The following is a 15,628-nucleotide window of genomic DNA, read 5'->3' on the forward strand; positions in this document are numbered from 1 at the left end:
CGATTGAAACGCCTTTTTTTATAATAGTTTGCCTAATTATTCCGTTATAATTTTAGCACCCAATGCTTTTAGTCTTTCCTCGATATTTTCATATCCTCTGTGGATTTGCTCAATATTCTGGATCTTGCTTACTCCTTTTGCAGAAAGTGCCGCAATCAACAGGGAAATTCCCGCACGGATATCCGGAGAAGACATAGTCGTAGCTTTTAATTGCGATTTGAAATCATGACCAATAACTACTGCCCTATGCGGATCGCAAAGGATAATTTTTGCACCCATATCAATCAGCTTATCCACGAAGAATAAACGGCTTTCAAACATTTTTTGATGTACCAGAACACTTCCTCTTGCCTGTGTTGCCACAACCAAAACAATACTCAAAAGATCCGGTGTAAATCCAGGCCAAGGCGCATCTGAAATAGTCAGGATAGAACCGTCGATATAATTCTGGATTTCGTAACCTTCTGTATGAGCAGGGATATAAATATCATCGCCTCTTTTTTCTAATGTAATTCCAAGTTTTCTAAATGTTCCCGGAATCACACCAAGGTTTTCCCAGCTTACATTCTTGATTGTAATTTCGCTACGCGTCATAGCCGCCAATCCGATCCATGATCCGATTTCAATCATATCCGGAAGAATGGTATGCGTGCAGCCATTTAAAGACGAAACACCTTCAATTTCCAATAAGTTAGATCCTACTCCGGTAATCTTCGCTCCCATTGAGTTCAACATCTTGCAAAGCTGCTGTAAATAAGGTTCGCAAGCTGCATTGTAGATTGATGTTTTTCCTTCAGCCAAAACAGCCGCCATTACAATATTAGCTGTTCCTGTTACTGAAGCCTCATCAAGAAGCATAGATGTTCCTGTTAGTTTAGTTGCTTCTACACCATAAAAATGGTCTTCTCTGTTATAACGGAATGAAGCTCCAAGATTGATAAAGCCTTCAAAGTGCGTGTCTAATCTTCTTCTTCCAATTTTATCTCCTCCTGGTTTTGGGATATACCCTTTTCCAAAACGAGCCAAAAGCGGGCCTACGATCATAATCGAACCACGTAGCGAGCTTCCTTCTTTTTTGAAAGCCTCAGATTCGAGATAAGCCATATTGACCTCATCTGATATGAAAGTATAGGAACCCTTACCTATTTTTTCAACTTTAACTCCAAGATTTTTCAATAAAGTAATTAGTTTATTGACATCAATAATATCCGGAATGTTATTAATAGTTACTTTTTCCGGAGTAAGCAAAACCGCACATAAAATTTGCAATGCCTCATTTTTTGCTCCTTGCGGCGTAATTTCTCCTTTTAAAGGAACGCCTCCTTCAATCTTGAAAGTTTCCATTTTTTTAAATTATGAGTTATTGATTAGAAACTAGTGGCAAGCGCCAAATACCGGTCCTAACCTTGTGGTTTTCTATTGTTTTTGTTTTGATTATTGTTCTGCTTTCCGCCATTTTTAGATTTTGGCTTTTGCAGGGGCGATTGATTTTTATTGGACATTTTTTTGTTCGTACGCATCAAATCCGTAGAATTCAGCAATTCTTCCGAACTCGTCTTAAGATTGATTTTGCCGTTAGACAGCTCATACAAATGTTCAAAAATCACTTCGTCTTTTACCGTATCCTTATTCCAGCTCAGGTAAGACTTTTTCATATGATTGGCAATGACTTTAATCAATGCGCTTTTCAATTCGCCTTCTTCCCACTTATTGGCTACATCAATCATGTATTTGATGTTGTTGCCATAAAATCGGTACTTAGGAAAGTTTTGCGGGTACTTCAGACGTTCCGGTTTCTGCTGCAGCATTTCTCTTGACGGCACCGGATAAGGAGAATCTACATCCAACTTAAAATCAGACATAATAAAAATCTGATCCCAAAGCTTATGCTGGAAATCAGGTACATCGCGCAAATGCGGGTTTAAGCTACCCATTACTGCAATAATATATTTTGCAGCCTTGTTGCGCTCATTTCTGTCTTCAATTACAGTAGCCTGATCAATCAGTTTCTGTAAATGACGTCCGTATTCCGGAATAATCAAATGCGGTCTTTCAGCATTGTATTCCAGATGATGAACGATGTCGTGTGGATTTTCTTTTATATACATAAATCGTTGTGAAGCTTTAAAGCGATATGATTCCTTCTACTGTGGAAACTTCTATATATTTATCAATGATGCTCTGTGAACTTCCCATTCTCACGTTTACAGAAATACTGGTAAATTTCCCCGTTTTTGACTGAGTCGTATTAATCACAGCTCCCATGCCATTAAAAGCATTTTCTACTGTGTCAATCTTCTGCTTGTCTGTCGGGACTATGAACTTAAAAAGGTATTCTGCCGGCCAAACGTTTGCATCATCCAATTCTGTTTTCAGCCTTTCATAAAATTCCTGAGTCTTCTTATCCATCTTCAAAATTAAAATAAAGGCAAATATACGGTATTGATTTTAGATTTAACAGGTATGGAATTAATTTAATGTGAAATGAACCGCCACAGAAATCTCAAGTGATAAAAAACAAATCCTGACCATTTTATCCATTTTATTTCCTCATTTCAAGATCACTTTCTAAAAAAACGAATTCACTTTAGTATTTAAAAATCTTTAAGTAAATTTGCCCCTTATTTTTCAAAAAGTGCAAAAAGATATTGTTGTTATCATAGGCGGACCGGGAACGGGAAAAACAACCATCATTGATGGGCTGCTTGAACGCGGACACTGTTGTTTCCCTGAAATTTCACGGGAAGTAACAATGGAAGCAAAAAAACAGGGAATTGAACAATTGTTTCTTGAAAATCCGCTGCTTTTCAGCGAATTGCTTCTGGAAGGAAGAAAAAAACAATACCACGAAGCTCTAAAAGAGGAAAGTCCGGTAGTTTTTATCGATCGTGGTATTCCTGACGTTTTGGCCTATATGCACTACATAGGCGATGCTTATCCGGCTTTCTTTGACGAGGCTTGCCGCGAACACAAATATACCAAAATCTTCATATTGCCGCCTTGGGAAGATATCTATGAAAGCGACGATGCGCGCTATGAAAATTACGAACAGGCCACTTTAATCTACAAACACCTAAAAGAAACTTACGAAAGTTACGGGTATCACTTGATTGAAGTTCCAAAAGACACGGTAGATAACAGAATTCTTTTTATCTTAGGGCATCTTTCTAACTAGAAACATGCAAGAAGCGTTATCGATTCTCCAAAAATACTGGAAATACGATTCATTCCGAACACCGCAAGCTGAAATTATAGCTTCAGTCTTGGACGGGCACGATACGTTTGCCCTGATGCCTACGGGTGGTGGAAAATCGATTTGCTTCCAGATTCCCGCCATGATACAGGAAGGCATCTGTCTTGTAATTTCACCGCTCATAGCACTCATGAAAGACCAGACTGCCAATCTCCAGAAAATAGGCATTAAAGCTATTGCACTTACAGGAGGTATTTCTACCGATGAGATTAGTGACCTTTTAGATAACTGTCAATACGGGAATTACAAATTTTTATACTTATCGCCAGAAAGACTGCAAGCCGACTGGATTGTAGACCGGCTCAAAAATCTCCCAATCAACCTTATTGCCATTGATGAGGCGCATTGTGTTTCGCAGTGGGGACACGATTTCCGTCCTGCCTATTTAAAAATTGCTTCTCTTAAAACCCATTTTCCAAAAATTCCTTTTTTAGCATTAACCGCGACTGCAACAGAACGCGTAAAAAAAGATGTCATTGCACAGCTTGGAATAGAGAATCCGGCTATTTTTCAAAAATCATTCGCAAGAGAGAATCTCGCCTATATGGTTTTAAATGCAGAGGACAAGCTTTACAGAATAGAACAGATACTGCAAAAAAATCCGCAACCCTCCATAATTTACGTCCGAAACAGAAAAGCCTGCCTCGACACGGCTTCGCAACTGGAGTCGCTTGGCATTAAAGCCACCTATTATCATGGTGGACTGCATATCACGGAAAAGGAAAAGAACATGAAGTTGTGGATGGAAGAAAAAGCGCAGGTCATTGTTGCGACAAATGCTTTTGGTATGGGAATAGACAAGGCCAATGTAAAAACTGTCATCCATATACAATTGCCGGAAAACCTGGAAAATTACTATCAGGAAGCAGGGCGCGCCGGACGGAACGGAGAAAAGGCTTTTGCCATATTGCTAAACAATCCGTCTGACATCCAATATTCAGAAAACCAAATACTGAATAACCTTCCCGACAAAAAGTTCTTAAAAGAAATGTATGTCAAGCTCTGTAATTTTTTCCAGATTGCTTACGGAGAAGGAATCAATGAACAGTTTTCTTTTAATATCAATCAATTTTGCGTCCAATATGGTTTTTCACCATTGAAAACATTCAACAGCCTCCAATTTTTAGACAGGCAAGGAATCATTTCGCTTTCGCAGGAGTTTTCAGAAAAGGTAACCGTACGTTTCATTATCGAATCCAAAGAAGTAATCCGATATGTCAGTCTTAATCCACAAGATGAAGAAATCATACTGACATTGCTACGCACCTATCCCGGCATTTATGAAATTGTGACCGCTATAAACATTCCGCTGGTCGCAAAAAAATCCGGCACCAAAGAAACACAAGTAATAGCGGTCTTACATAAGTTACACGAAAGGCAGATTATTGACTATCATGCAAAAAATAACGATTCTACCGTTACTTTTAATGAGATACGAGAAGACGACAGGACAATCAATCGTATTTCAAAATACCTTGAAGAACAGAACAGTCTGAAAAAAGAGCAATTTGAAACGGTTTTAAAATATGCAGCCGACAATACATCATGTAAAAGTCGCCAGCTCCTGAGTTATTTTGGAGAAAAAGACAGCAAAGATTGTGGCGTCTGCTCCTACTGCATCCAACAGAATAAAGTTACCGTTCCGAATACTGTAGCAGAAAAAATACTGCACTTATTAAAAACCGCACCGATGAGCTCAAGAGAAATCCAGTTTCATTCCAAATTTCCGGATGATGCCCTTATCTTTGCATTGAAACAGCTTTTGGAAACAAATAAAATTGAGCTGTTACCCAACAATAAATACACTTTAAAATAGAATGGAAAAGTTACGCATCGTTTTTATGGGAACTCCGGAATTTGCTGTCGGCATACTGGACACCATTTTAAATAACAATTTTGAAGTCGTTGGAGTGATTACTGCTCCCGACAAACCTGCAGGCCGTGGTCAGAAAATCAAATATTCAGCCGTTAAAGAATACGCCTTAGAGAAAAACCTGAGACTATTACAGCCTACAAACCTCAAAGACGAAAATTTCTTAGCAGAATTAAAAGATTTAAATGCCAATCTTCAGGTAGTAGTAGCTTTCCGTATGCTACCTAAAGTTGTTTGGGATATGCCAAAATTTGGCACGTTTAATCTCCATGCTTCGTTGCTTCCAAATTACCGAGGAGCAGCTCCTATTAATTGGGCAATTATAAATGGTGAAACCAAAACCGGCGTCACTACGTTTTTTATCGATGATAAAATTGATACTGGTGCCATGATATTGAGCAAAGAAGTAAGCATTACACCTGATGAAAATGCAGGGCAGCTACATGACACGTTAATGAACCTAGGGAGCCAAGCTGTTGCTGAAACTTTAAAATTAATTCAAGATGGAAAAGCAGAAACGACTATACAAGTAGACTCTGCCGAAATAAAAACTGCCTACAAACTCAACAAAGACAATTGCAAGATCGACTGGAACAGGACAGGAAAAGAGATACACAACCAAATACGCGGACTATCACCCTATCCGGCGGCCTGGAGTTTCTTTAGTGATAACGGACAGGAATGGAACGTAAAAATATATGAGGCAAAATTTACGCCTCAATCCCATTCCGAAACAATTGGTAAAATCATTACGACAAAAAAAGAAATGAAAATTGCCGTTAGCGACGGTTATATCGAAATAGCCCAGTTGCAATTTCCCGGGAAGAAAAATTTAAAGACTGCGGAACTATTAAACGGTATTAGTTTCGGAAAGGATGCTAAAGCGTTCTAAGCCCGCATAAACACTGATTTCACAGCGATTCCGAGAAAAACAAGCCGGTTTTATTAACAAAAGTCTCAAGTTATCAACAAAACAGCGAAAAACACCCGAAATGTCTTGCCTAGTAAGGAAATCCTATTAAATTTGTTATAATTAACATAATGTTTAACCAACAATTAAAACTATTATTATGAACAAATCAGAATTAATTGATGCTATCGCTGCTGACGCAGGAATTTCTAAAGCAGCTGCAAAATTAGCTTTAGAGTCATTTTTAAATAACGTAGGTGGCACTTTGAAAAAAGGTGGCAGAGTATCTTTAGTAGGATTTGGATCTTGGTCAGTTTCTTCTAGAGCTGCAAGAGAAGGAAGAAATCCTCAAACTGGAAAAACTATCAAAATCGCTGCTAAAAACGTAGTGAAATTCAAGGCTGGTGCTGAACTAGAAGGATCAGTTAACTCAAAATAGTTTTTTGTCCCGATATAAATTAAAGCCTTCCATTTGGAGGGCTTTTTTTATGCCATTCGTCGAATTAATTTGGAAAAAAAACTTTTTATTGTTAAATTTAGTAAAAATTGCATCCAAATGATTTCAGAAAAGCTCAAAAAAGGAATCCTTCTGATCGCGGAACCATCCATAATCGGAGACTTATCATTCAATCGCTCAGTGATTTTGCTTGCAGACCATAACGAAGAAGGTTCTGTAGGATTTATCCTTAACAAGCCTTTGGAATATACCATACAAGATCTGATTCCTGAAATCAACGCCAAATTCAAGATCTATAATGGCGGTCCTGTTGAACAGGATAATCTTTATTTTATTCACAATATTCCCGACATGATTCCGAACAGTATCGAAATCTCTAACGGAATTTATTGGGGAGGCGATTTTGAATCTACCAAAGCACTAATCAACGAAGGAAAAATCAAAAAGAGTAACATTCGTTTCTTTTTAGGTTATACCGGTTGGGATGCACAACAATTGGACAAAGAAATGCAGGCTAATTCCTGGATTATCTCAAAAAATATTTACGAGAATAAAATTATAGGCAAATCGACCACTGATTTCTGGAAGCAGAAAATCCTCGAGTTAGGGGGCGACTATGTTATATGGTCCAATGCCCCCGAAAATCCGATACTGAATTAGCCCAGACGGATTTGCGCGTTTAACCGAAGCAGTAAATCCTTTGCCAACCCTACCCCATATTCTTTCTTACGGTATTTTGTTATAGGCTGGATTCCTCTGACTACGTTAGTAATGAACAGCTCATCAGCTTTTTGAAGGTCAAAAGGAGAAATTGGTTCTTCAGCTACTTCAATCGTTTCTATTTTTTTAGCAAGCGCTAAAATTTGCTTGCGCATGACGCCATTCAAGCAACCTTCAGAAATTGGCGGTGTTACCAATTTATTTCCCATCAGCATAAACAGATTCCCGTTTAAAGCCTCAATAACATTCTTTTCATCATTAATCAGAAGGCAGTTGTCGTAACCATTTTCATCGGCAAAAATACTTCCGGTTACATTTATCATCCTGTTAGATGATTTGATTGTAGAAAGCAAATGTTTGGTAACGATAAAATCCTTGTATAATTCGACCTCATATTCGTCTTTTTCAATTCGGTAAACCGAATCTTCTAATGGCAGCACCGTAATCAAAAACGACACATTATTGTTTTTAGGAAGATAAAAACCTCCTTCTTTTCTGTAAACGGAAATACGGGCACGGCAAGAACCTGAAAAATTTTCTGAAGCAACAGTAGACAAAATCTGTTCTTCGAAATACTCCATTGTGAAGTTCATCGGAATCTCCATTCGGACGATACGCATGGCAGACATCAATCTAAAATAATGATCTTCAAGGAAAAGCACTTTTCCATCCAAAATTTTCACTGTTTCAAAAACAGAATCTCCGTAAAGAAATGCTCTGTTACCAGCTAATATGTTTGTGTCTTCCGTAATAGTTCCGTTGAAATTAATCATAAAAAAAGCCCTGAAATTAAATCAGGGCAAATATAAGTCTTAAAAAGTGAATTCTGCTATACCGATCCGATTACATGTTTTAAATCGGAAATCTGGTTTTCCCATAACTGGGTCGATTCTGCCACCTCATCTTTTTCTGCGAAGTCAACGACCATCAAAGAGACATCTTTTGTAATTTCATCCACAAGGATTCGCAATTCAAAGAAATAGTCTCCGTCTTGTCCATTTTCATCAATCCAGCGAAATTTTACTTTTTCTCCTGTTTTTTTGGAAGCCAGTCTGGCTTTCTCTTCGGCATCATCCCATATGAAAGTAAAAAACTCTCCGCGAGAATTAACATTATCGGCAAACCACTCCGATAAACCGGAAGGTGTTGATATATACTGATATAGTAATTGAGGTGAGGAATTTAAAGGAAATTCTAGTTCGTAACGTATTTTACCTTCCATAGTATGCTCTAATTTTTTTTGGAAATATATAGAATAAAATCAAGATAACTATAATTTAAAAATTATTTTTTTTGGTCATTTATATTTGCAAGCTCTAAATTTAGTTTTATATTTGCACCCGCATTCAAGGATGCACGTCTTAAAAAATGGCGAGGTAGCTCAGTCGGTTAGAGCGCAGGATTCATAACCCTGAGGTCACGGGTTCAACTCCCGTCCTCGCTACTAGGTTTAAAAAAGCCCTTACAAATTGTAAGGGCTTTTTTATTTTCTAAGTGTCAGAAAAATAAACGGCCTCTATGTTTCGGGATTCGAAATCGACTTCACTGCTACTGCTGCAACTTTAGAGCAAGACTGTTAAAAAACATAATGGGTTTCATCGCAAAGATTTTAGAGGATCGCGACTATAACCGTAATAAAAAAGCCCGTGCCGGGCACGGGCTTTAAAACTACTTATTTCTTAATCAGCTTTTTAGCATCTACTATCTTACCGTTACTTATCAAGACTACCGTATAAAGGCCGCTTGGATAATCGGAGATATCGACGTTAATTTCGGTATTTTTCACATCTAAAATGTAATTGTTAGAAGCTCTGTTTGTGCCATAACTTCCAATGATCGATAGATAGGCAGAACCCGTGTCGTTTAGCTTATATCCTACTGTAACATTGTTTTGCGCAGGGTTAGGAGCAATACCTCCTAAGGCACTAGGATTCAGCGTTACCGCTACTTCAGCATACTCTTTAGCTCCGTCGGCCAAGGCTACCACTTCCAGTTTGTATTTCTTAGCAACGTCAACCGCTACAGTCAGGTCTTTTCCTTGATAGACGAGCTTGCCTTCAGAATCATACCAATTATAAATTACGGCTTCATTTAACTGTGCTGCGCTAAATGTAACAATCTCATCTCGGTTTACTTTTTTATCATTCCCTGCATCAGCAAAAAGCCTTCTGCCTCGTGGCTTACCTTTGTTCACCAGATAGGTTTCTCCTCCTACCACTTCTCCGGTTTCGAGATCTCGCTGCACAATATGGTAGACAAACTGTTGTGGCGTGGCATCATCAGTATTAAAAGCAAACGTCAGGTTAAGTGTTCCCAATTCTTCCGGCTGGAACACAATGTTGTTCAGAGTGGCATAGTTTGTCCTGACCACGAATGCCATTCTTTCCCGGCCTTCAACCAGACCTCGGGTTACGGCACCACCTTGCTGCCAGGCTCTGTAAAGCCTTTCGTCCATTTTTATTCCTACCTGCGCTTGCTCAAAGATAGGTCGTACATCTGGGATATCCTCGGCAATAAATTCTAATAAATATTTTTTTGGAACTCTGGTAGGGTTACCAACTCCTACTACACCTCCAATGCTTCCATTAGCCAATACGTCAACAACAGTTACGTTTTTCCACGCAATATTGTTGTTGTTCTTGACATTCAGATTGAGATCTGCTGTTTCCGGAAAGGTCATTGGGTCGTTAGCGGCCTCAATTCGCGTTAGCAGACAGAAATGCCATGGTTCTGAATTGATTGGCGCATAGTCAGCAGGATTTGGAACGTTCCATGCAAAGGCTATGATGGTTTCTTGTCCTGGCTGTAGTGCCGGAATCGGGATTCCTGTTAATGCCCCGATCTGTTTGCCCATTAGCACACCACCTACAAAATAGGTTCCGTTCCAACTCATTGGCCAGGCCAAAGAGGTTCCTGCCTTAGCCCAGTATAGTTTCAAACGCTCGTTTCCTGTAGAAGCTACACAGCTTTTGTTTCTTACACGCACGTAAACATAGTTCGGGTTGGTTGGGCTGTAATCCGGATTTTGGTGTACAAGACCATTGTCGTTATAGTTTCGTACCCAGATATCTTCACTGGCCCACATATATGGCGAAATAGTATTCGGCTCAATTCCTATGTCTCCAGGACTATCTTTTACATAAAGATCTAAAGTTGGTGAATACATCTGCTGCGCAAGTTGTACGGCAGCATAGGCATCAATCAATCCATAACCCAGCTGGTTGTTCCATGTCCCGTTACCTCTCCCCGCTGTGACCGAATAAGTATAACCTGGAATTTTTTGGGAAGTACTTTCTATAATATCACGCACTTGTTGACCTGTAAGACATGGGTTTGCGGAAAGAATCAGGGCTACCAATCCTGTTACGTGTGGCGCTGCCATCGACGTACCGTCCATCGATCCTATGCCGTTGGTTGGAATAGTAGACAGAATATTACTTCCTGGCGCTACTACGTCTAGTTTTGAACCATAGCCCGAAAAGCTGGATCTTGATCCTGAAGAAGTGATCGCCCCTACAGTCAGGATATTATCGTGAAAGTTACCCGGATAGTCCATTACCGGACCGCCTCCTCCGTAGTTTCCTGCTGCAAAAACGACCAGGGTTCCTTTTCCGCCCCTACCGTTTGTCATAGCATTAATGATAGCATTTTCCAACGCCAAGCTATACAACTGGGCATAAAATGCTCCGCCTTGGTCACCCCAGGAGTTGTTGATTACGTCAGCTCCATTGGCTACAGCCCAGTTAATACCTCCAGCCAATTGTGCTGAGATAGCTGGAACAACATTTAATGAGTGGCTCACTGAGATCAGTTTTGATTTTGGTGCTACTCCAACTACCTGAAGATTGTTATCTTTTATAGCTCCTACAGTTCCTGCTACGTGGGTACCGTGGTTGTTGCCCGAGATAAAAACGCTAGGGCCACCACCCTGTGCGTCATAGCTCAAAGGCGAGATATTAGCCGCCAAGTCGTTGTGCGGCTTATAGATTCCCTGGTCAAGAATGGCTACATTCACGCCATTTCCTTGTGAAAGCGTCCAGGCCTGGCAGGCATTAATATCGATATTTGGGTTGGCTGTATTGTTAAGTCCCCAAAGGCTGCCAAAGTTGGTATCGTTGGCACAAACAGATCTGAAGTTGAACATGAATGCCGGGTCGATACCTTCAAACTGTCCGGTTTCATAAAACAGGTTTGCCATTTCCAGTGAATTGCTTTGATTTTCTGGCTCTACTGCCATCACATACCATAAAGGCATTCCATAAATCTGCTGTACGATCTTCACCTTATTTTCTACGGCAGTCTTTTTAAGCAACTCAAATCCTCTTTCGTCTTTCAGCTTTACATAAAAAAGGTTGGATGTTCCAATAGATGGAGCATTAGGTCTTTTGAAGAAAAGCGAAACGCTTTTGATTCCTTTGATCTTTCTCAGGTCGCTGATGGCCTTTTCAAAATCGGCTGCAGAAGGTTCTGACTGGAACTCCAGCTTTCCGAACTTTTGACGCTCACCTGTAGAATTGTCGTCTTGCAACGTTACGTCTTTAAACTTCAATCCTTCAAGGGCCGATTTTTGGAAGTCGGCGGAGGTATTGATGTTCAGGAATTTTCGATCGAGGTTCAGGGCAATCTTTTGTTCTTTATAGTAATAGAAGTAGCTGTTTTGGGCATTCATCCCAATAACGCTCATAAAGAAAACAAGTAATAGGGTGTAAATTTTATTGTTCATGATTTTATAGTTTAGGTTACTAATTGTTTAAGCATGTTAAAGAGTGACCTCAGCTCATGGAGGATGGATAGACTTTAGGTTCATCTGTAGAAAAGTGGGTATGTTTAGTAAGTTCGCCATAGTATATAGTAGAGGTGGTAGCTCTTTATATAACCGTTAAGAAAATGCAACTGCTTAAACTTCAATGTGTTTACCGAATTTACAATAGACCAAAAGCCTATCCTTACGGCTTTCCCCATCAGGTTCTTTTTTCTAAAAATGAGCGTGTTATCTTACGTATTTTTAATCCGCGGACAATTTAAAAAAGACGGGGCTGAACGCCTGTGTTTGTTTGTTTGTTCTTAAAAATCGTTGTGGGTTTGTTTCTAGAAAAACTTGTTAATTTTTTTTTAAAAAAATTTTCTAATTGCTGCTAAAAAATGGCCCAATTACGTTTTTCCTCAATAAAAAACACCCAAATAACTGTAATTCAAAATTTTACAATTTCACTTTGTAATAAGCATCTTTGTTTTCAATCATTGGGTATCCGACATTTCTCTATTCAATTGTTTTCCAATTTTGCTTTTTTTGTCCTTAATTGTTGTATAAAAAGAGAATATTTCTACATACAGGATCTGGAAACAGATAAGAATAAAGTATAAAAAAACGCCTGGAATATATTTCCAGGCGCTTGTAATTATGCAAACATTATCAACTTTAGTTTTTAATTATCTTGGCAATCATATTGGCTTTGTCTGTGAGTACTTTTACAACATACATTCCTTTTGGTTTTTCATGTATATTAATTTCAAACACCGTTTGTGATTTGAACTCTGTTTCATAAACCAAAGTTCCATATAAATCAATAATCTGAATGGTACCACTGATTGGCTCTTTTGAGTTTAAAGTGAAAAGTCCGTTATTCGGATTTGGCGTAAGAGTCATATTTTTTATTTTATGTTCCTGCGATAATCCATCGGCAACCACAGGGTTGATAAAATTTTGACGGGCCACAAAGCTGTCAGTACATCCTTCAATATACGCCCTGAAATCTGAGCCGGTAGCGGCATTAAACCCGTTTTGAAAAACCAATTGTGTCCCGGCATGATAAATCCCAGTTGCTGAATTGTTAATGACATTGGTGGCCGTTATTGTGTTAAACGCCTGTCTGTAATCCATACTAAGCGATAATACATTAGTGGTTATTACCAAGTTAGTCGGACAAGGAACACAACTCGTTAAGCAAGTCCCATTATTAATTATGTTAGTCATAACGGCTGTGGGCTGCGGGCCAAATCCATTTGCAAAATTTACACCCACGGCAGAATCCTGACAATAACTCATAATGGTTCCACCGCTTGGAGGATGTGTTGGCGTTGGCGGCGGACAGCCTCCGAAAGGGCCGGCACATGCGTCAATAGCAGTATTGTTCCCATTCCATACACAGTCATGAGTATGGTGAGATCCCATCAAATGACCAAATTCGTGAGCGCACACATAAACAGACCAGCTGTAGGTGGGCACGTTTGGGAAAATGCCTGCCAATCGCCCGATAACACTTAAACTTTGGTCTACATCACTATTGCAAATTCCAGAATAACCTGTGGCAACACCGCCTCCAATATCTCTAAAAGTAAGAAGTTGGGCCAAATCTCCGTTTATTGAACTGGTATGAGCCCAAAATTGTGGCAGTATATCTAACATATGCACTCCATTATATGGGTCAGCAGTAACCCAAATTGAAATGTTAGAAATTGCTGTACTTATTCCGTCATTAGCATATATTGTTGCTACCTGATTATACAGGTTAGTCACATAAGTTGCCACATTTGCAGCACTACCTAAAGTATGAAACATATCATGCATTGTTTCAAAAGACAAACGGACACATTTAAATGTAAGCGATTGGGAAAAAACATTTTGATAATTTGCAACTTCAGACTCTGTCATAGGCAAGTTAGACGCCTCACAGCTAAATTCAGGCCTGCCTCTTAAGTTTTTATCGTTATACAAAATAATCTGACGGTTGTTTTTTAGCTTACCTAAAACCAGATTGCCTTCCTGGTAGGAGATAAACCCCGCGACTTCATTTTCAAAAAGGCTCAGGCTTACCAGGCTATTTTCGTTGCCTCTGATCATTCCTCTGTAAAAGGATGCTTTTAATGAACGCATATCAAATTCCCTACCATCAGAAGTATTGATAGTCAAAGAAGAAAAGGCATCAGTTTCTCGATATAAATCCAATACAACCCCATCAGTTATTTCAATTGAAATTAAATCTAACGATTGCTCGATTATTTCTGAAGCCAAGTCCCTGTTAAGATCAAAAACGGTAGCATTCGCAACTTCTTTATTGATTTGGGAAGCATCAAATTCTTTGCTTACGGTCAGTAAATCTTTGTACACCGTAAACTCTCCGATTTTTGATTTCTCTTTCAGTTTTTTTGCTATTTGACCTTTGCTCTGGGCATTTCCCTGAATAGTACATCCCAGCAGAAATATAATTATCAGAAGAATTTTACTATTTTTCATAATTCAATATTTTAAAGATTAAACTATGGATAGTTACTTCTGGTTCAATTTTGCTTCAAGAACTTCCAGTTTCTTGTTAAGCATAATGATATAAAGTGTTAATTCTTCAATTTTCTCCTGTTGGATTTTAGCCATTTCTCCAACACTAATTCCTTCAGATTCTACCTGTTTTGCAGAAGGCACATTAGGCAAATGACCGTGTGCTTCAATAAACGATTCAACTTCAGATAATGGTTTTAAATTATAGTTGTCTTCAAAAACATAATCAGCCCAACCCGTTGCTACCCTCAGTTCGTCTGTAAGGATTCCGCCTTTAACATACAGTCTATAAGCGCTAATGTCAGTGGCTCCAATTGTTGTTGGCGTATTTTCAGTACCAATAGATACTCTTCCGTCATCTTTCAGCAACATATAGTAATTGCCACCACCACCTGTGCTTGGATTAAATGGTTTCCAAAAATTTAGTCCCTTGTTTGGAACATACTCTATTCCCCAACGTCCATTTGGATATGCATTGTTTGCAATATTATCACTGAAAACAATCATTGGTCCACCTGATCCGTTAGCTCCGGATATCATCATTAACCCATCATGAAGATGAAATTTATGTAACGGGTTGGTCGTTCCAATTCCAATGCTTCCGCCAGGGGCAATTCTCATTCGTTCTATGCTTGCGGTAGAAAATGCCATAGAATTAGCTGCTGGCCTGAAAATTCCATTTCCGCCGCCGCCGTCATTTTGAGCAGTAGTTGTGGTTGAAACAGTAGATTGAAATCCGATTGCAGGATTTGCAGCGGTATTTCCCTGGGCAGAAAGAATACGTGCTCCACCACCACTCGGAGAAAAAAGCGATGAGCCTGTTACTTGCTGAGCATAGCTGGAAGAAGCTGCAAAAGCTAATAATGAAAGGTTGATTAAAAAATTAATTTTTTTCATGGTTTATTGTATTTAAGTTTGTTCCCTACTCTATAAGCTTTTCGGGTTCCGCTGATTTTTACTATATCAACGAAGTTGTTTTTTTGTTACCCTAATCCCGAAGTATTGATTTTATGGTAATTACAAATTTTGGAATAGCAGATCACTAATTTCATAACCAGACAGGCTATAGTTTAAAAAAAAGCGTATCTATTTTTAATTTGTTTCTAACGATTCTAATTTTTTTCTAAATTGAAGTTTATCTT

Annotated in this window: 13 protein-coding genes and 1 tRNA gene; 6 read left to right on the plus strand and 8 right to left on the minus strand. The window is 38.9% G+C overall.

The genetic code is table 11. From position 1 onward, the window contains the following. Positions 1 to 36 precede the first annotated feature (36 nt). From murA to ABH942_RS05295, 3 genes are read right to left on the minus strand one after another with little or no spacing between them, the layout of a single operon-like run. The gene (murA, locus tag ABH942_RS05285; protein ID WP_370029938.1) at positions 37 to 1,344 is read right to left on the minus strand and encodes a UDP-N-acetylglucosamine 1-carboxyvinyltransferase; all 1,308 of its coding nucleotides are present in this window, start codon (positions 1,342 to 1,344) and stop codon (positions 37 to 39) included. A 56-nt stretch (positions 1,345 to 1,400) separates the two neighbouring features. Next, entirely contained in the window at positions 1,401 to 2,108 is a 708-nt protein-coding gene (locus ABH942_RS05290) for a DUF4290 domain-containing protein (RefSeq protein ID WP_370029940.1), read from the minus strand. A gap of 16 nt (positions 2,109 to 2,124) precedes the next feature. Next, complete coding sequence (locus tag ABH942_RS05295; RefSeq protein ID WP_140002387.1) at positions 2,125 to 2,409, minus strand: DUF493 family protein; 285 nt, start codon at positions 2,407 to 2,409, stop codon at positions 2,125 to 2,127. Positions 2,410 to 2,635: 226 nt separating this feature from the next. Here ABH942_RS05295 and ABH942_RS05300 point away from each other — a divergent pair, with 226 nt between their 5' ends. The 5 genes from ABH942_RS05300 to ABH942_RS05320 all read left to right on the plus strand — a co-directional run bounded on the left by ABH942_RS05300 (position 2,636) and on the right by ABH942_RS05320 (position 7,153). Further along, positions 2,636 to 3,175 carry an AAA family ATPase gene (locus ABH942_RS05300; protein WP_370029941.1) on the plus strand — a complete coding sequence of 180 codons (540 nt, stop codon included), beginning with the start codon at positions 2,636 to 2,638 and terminating at the stop codon, positions 3,173 to 3,175. A gap of 4 nt (positions 3,176 to 3,179) precedes the next feature. After that, the gene (locus ABH942_RS05305) at positions 3,180 to 5,069 is read left to right on the plus strand and encodes an ATP-dependent DNA helicase RecQ (protein WP_370029942.1); all 1,890 of its coding nucleotides are present in this window, start codon (positions 3,180 to 3,182) and stop codon (positions 5,067 to 5,069) included. A 1-nt stretch (position 5,070) separates the two neighbouring features. Next, entirely contained in the window at positions 5,071 to 6,018 is a 948-nt protein-coding gene (gene fmt / locus ABH942_RS05310) for a methionyl-tRNA formyltransferase (RefSeq protein ID WP_370029943.1), read from the plus strand. A gap of 178 nt (positions 6,019 to 6,196) precedes the next feature. Beyond that, entirely contained in the window at positions 6,197 to 6,475 is a 279-nt protein-coding gene (locus ABH942_RS05315; protein WP_056069491.1) for an HU family DNA-binding protein, read from the plus strand. Positions 6,476 to 6,592: 117 nt separating this feature from the next. Beyond that, on the plus strand, positions 6,593 to 7,153 hold the full coding sequence (locus ABH942_RS05320; RefSeq protein WP_370029944.1) for a YqgE/AlgH family protein: 561 nt from the start codon (positions 6,593 to 6,595) through the stop codon (positions 7,151 to 7,153). On the opposite strand, the gene ABH942_RS05325 is transcribed toward ABH942_RS05320, so the two are convergent. Beyond that, the gene (locus tag ABH942_RS05325) at positions 7,150 to 7,986 is read right to left on the minus strand and encodes an aminotransferase class IV (protein ID WP_370029945.1); all 837 of its coding nucleotides are present in this window, start codon (positions 7,984 to 7,986) and stop codon (positions 7,150 to 7,152) included. The genes ABH942_RS05320 and ABH942_RS05325 overlap by 4 nt on opposite strands. A gap of 56 nt (positions 7,987 to 8,042) precedes the next feature. Then, a complete protein-coding gene (locus ABH942_RS05330; protein ID WP_140002375.1) occupies positions 8,043 to 8,435 on the minus strand; it encodes an START-like domain-containing protein in 393 nt (130 codons plus the stop codon). Positions 8,436 to 8,583: 148 nt separating this feature from the next. On the opposite strand from ABH942_RS05330, the gene ABH942_RS05335 reads away from it, so the two are divergent. Continuing rightward, positions 8,584 to 8,657: transfer RNA gene (locus ABH942_RS05335), tRNA-Met, on the plus strand. 228 nt (positions 8,658 to 8,885) lie between these two features. On the opposite strand, the gene ABH942_RS05340 is transcribed toward ABH942_RS05335, so the two are convergent. The 3 genes from ABH942_RS05340 to ABH942_RS05350 form a co-directional block, all read right to left on the minus strand. Continuing rightward, positions 8,886 to 11,936, minus strand: coding sequence for a S8 family serine peptidase (locus ABH942_RS05340; RefSeq protein WP_370029946.1), 3,051 nt, complete (start codon positions 11,934 to 11,936; stop codon positions 8,886 to 8,888). A gap of 696 nt (positions 11,937 to 12,632) precedes the next feature. After that, entirely contained in the window at positions 12,633 to 14,447 is a 1,815-nt protein-coding gene (locus ABH942_RS05345) for a 3-coathanger stack domain-containing protein (protein ID WP_370029947.1), read from the minus strand. A gap of 33 nt (positions 14,448 to 14,480) precedes the next feature. Then, complete coding sequence (locus tag ABH942_RS05350; RefSeq protein ID WP_370029948.1) at positions 14,481 to 15,383, minus strand: hypothetical protein; 903 nt, start codon at positions 15,381 to 15,383, stop codon at positions 14,481 to 14,483. Between the last annotated feature and the right edge of the window lie 245 nt (positions 15,384 to 15,628).

The sequence above is a fragment of the Flavobacterium sp. 28YEA47A genome (genome assembly GCF_041262125.1).
Classification (GTDB): Bacteria; Bacteroidota; Bacteroidia; order Flavobacteriales; family Flavobacteriaceae; genus Flavobacterium.

Coding starts and splice junctions, on each gene's coding strand:
- murA (WP_370029938.1), bottom strand. CDS start 1,344: ATGGAAACTTTCAAGATTGAAGGAGGCGTTCCTTTAAAAGGAGAAATT.
- ABH942_RS05290 (WP_370029940.1), bottom strand. CDS start 2,108: ATGTATATAAAAGAAAATCCACACGACATCGTTCATCATCTGGAATAC.
- ABH942_RS05295 (WP_140002387.1), bottom strand. CDS start 2,409: ATGGATAAGAAGACTCAGGAATTTTATGAAAGGCTGAAAACAGAATTG.
- ABH942_RS05305 (WP_370029942.1), top strand. CDS start 3,180: ATGCAAGAAGCGTTATCGATTCTCCAAAAATACTGGAAATACGATTCA.
- fmt (WP_370029943.1), top strand. CDS start 5,071: ATGGAAAAGTTACGCATCGTTTTTATGGGAACTCCGGAATTTGCTGTC.
- ABH942_RS05315 (WP_056069491.1), top strand. CDS start 6,197: ATGAACAAATCAGAATTAATTGATGCTATCGCTGCTGACGCAGGAATT.
- ABH942_RS05320 (WP_370029944.1), top strand. CDS start 6,593: ATGATTTCAGAAAAGCTCAAAAAAGGAATCCTTCTGATCGCGGAACCA.
- ABH942_RS05325 (WP_370029945.1), bottom strand. CDS start 7,986: ATGATTAATTTCAACGGAACTATTACGGAAGACACAAACATATTAGCT.
- ABH942_RS05330 (WP_140002375.1), bottom strand. CDS start 8,435: ATGGAAGGTAAAATACGTTACGAACTAGAATTTCCTTTAAATTCCTCA.
- ABH942_RS05340 (WP_370029946.1), bottom strand. CDS start 11,936: ATGAACAATAAAATTTACACCCTATTACTTGTTTTCTTTATGAGCGTT.
- ABH942_RS05345 (WP_370029947.1), bottom strand. CDS start 14,447: ATGAAAAATAGTAAAATTCTTCTGATAATTATATTTCTGCTGGGATGT.
- ABH942_RS05350 (WP_370029948.1), bottom strand. CDS start 15,383: ATGAAAAAAATTAATTTTTTAATCAACCTTTCATTATTAGCTTTTGCA.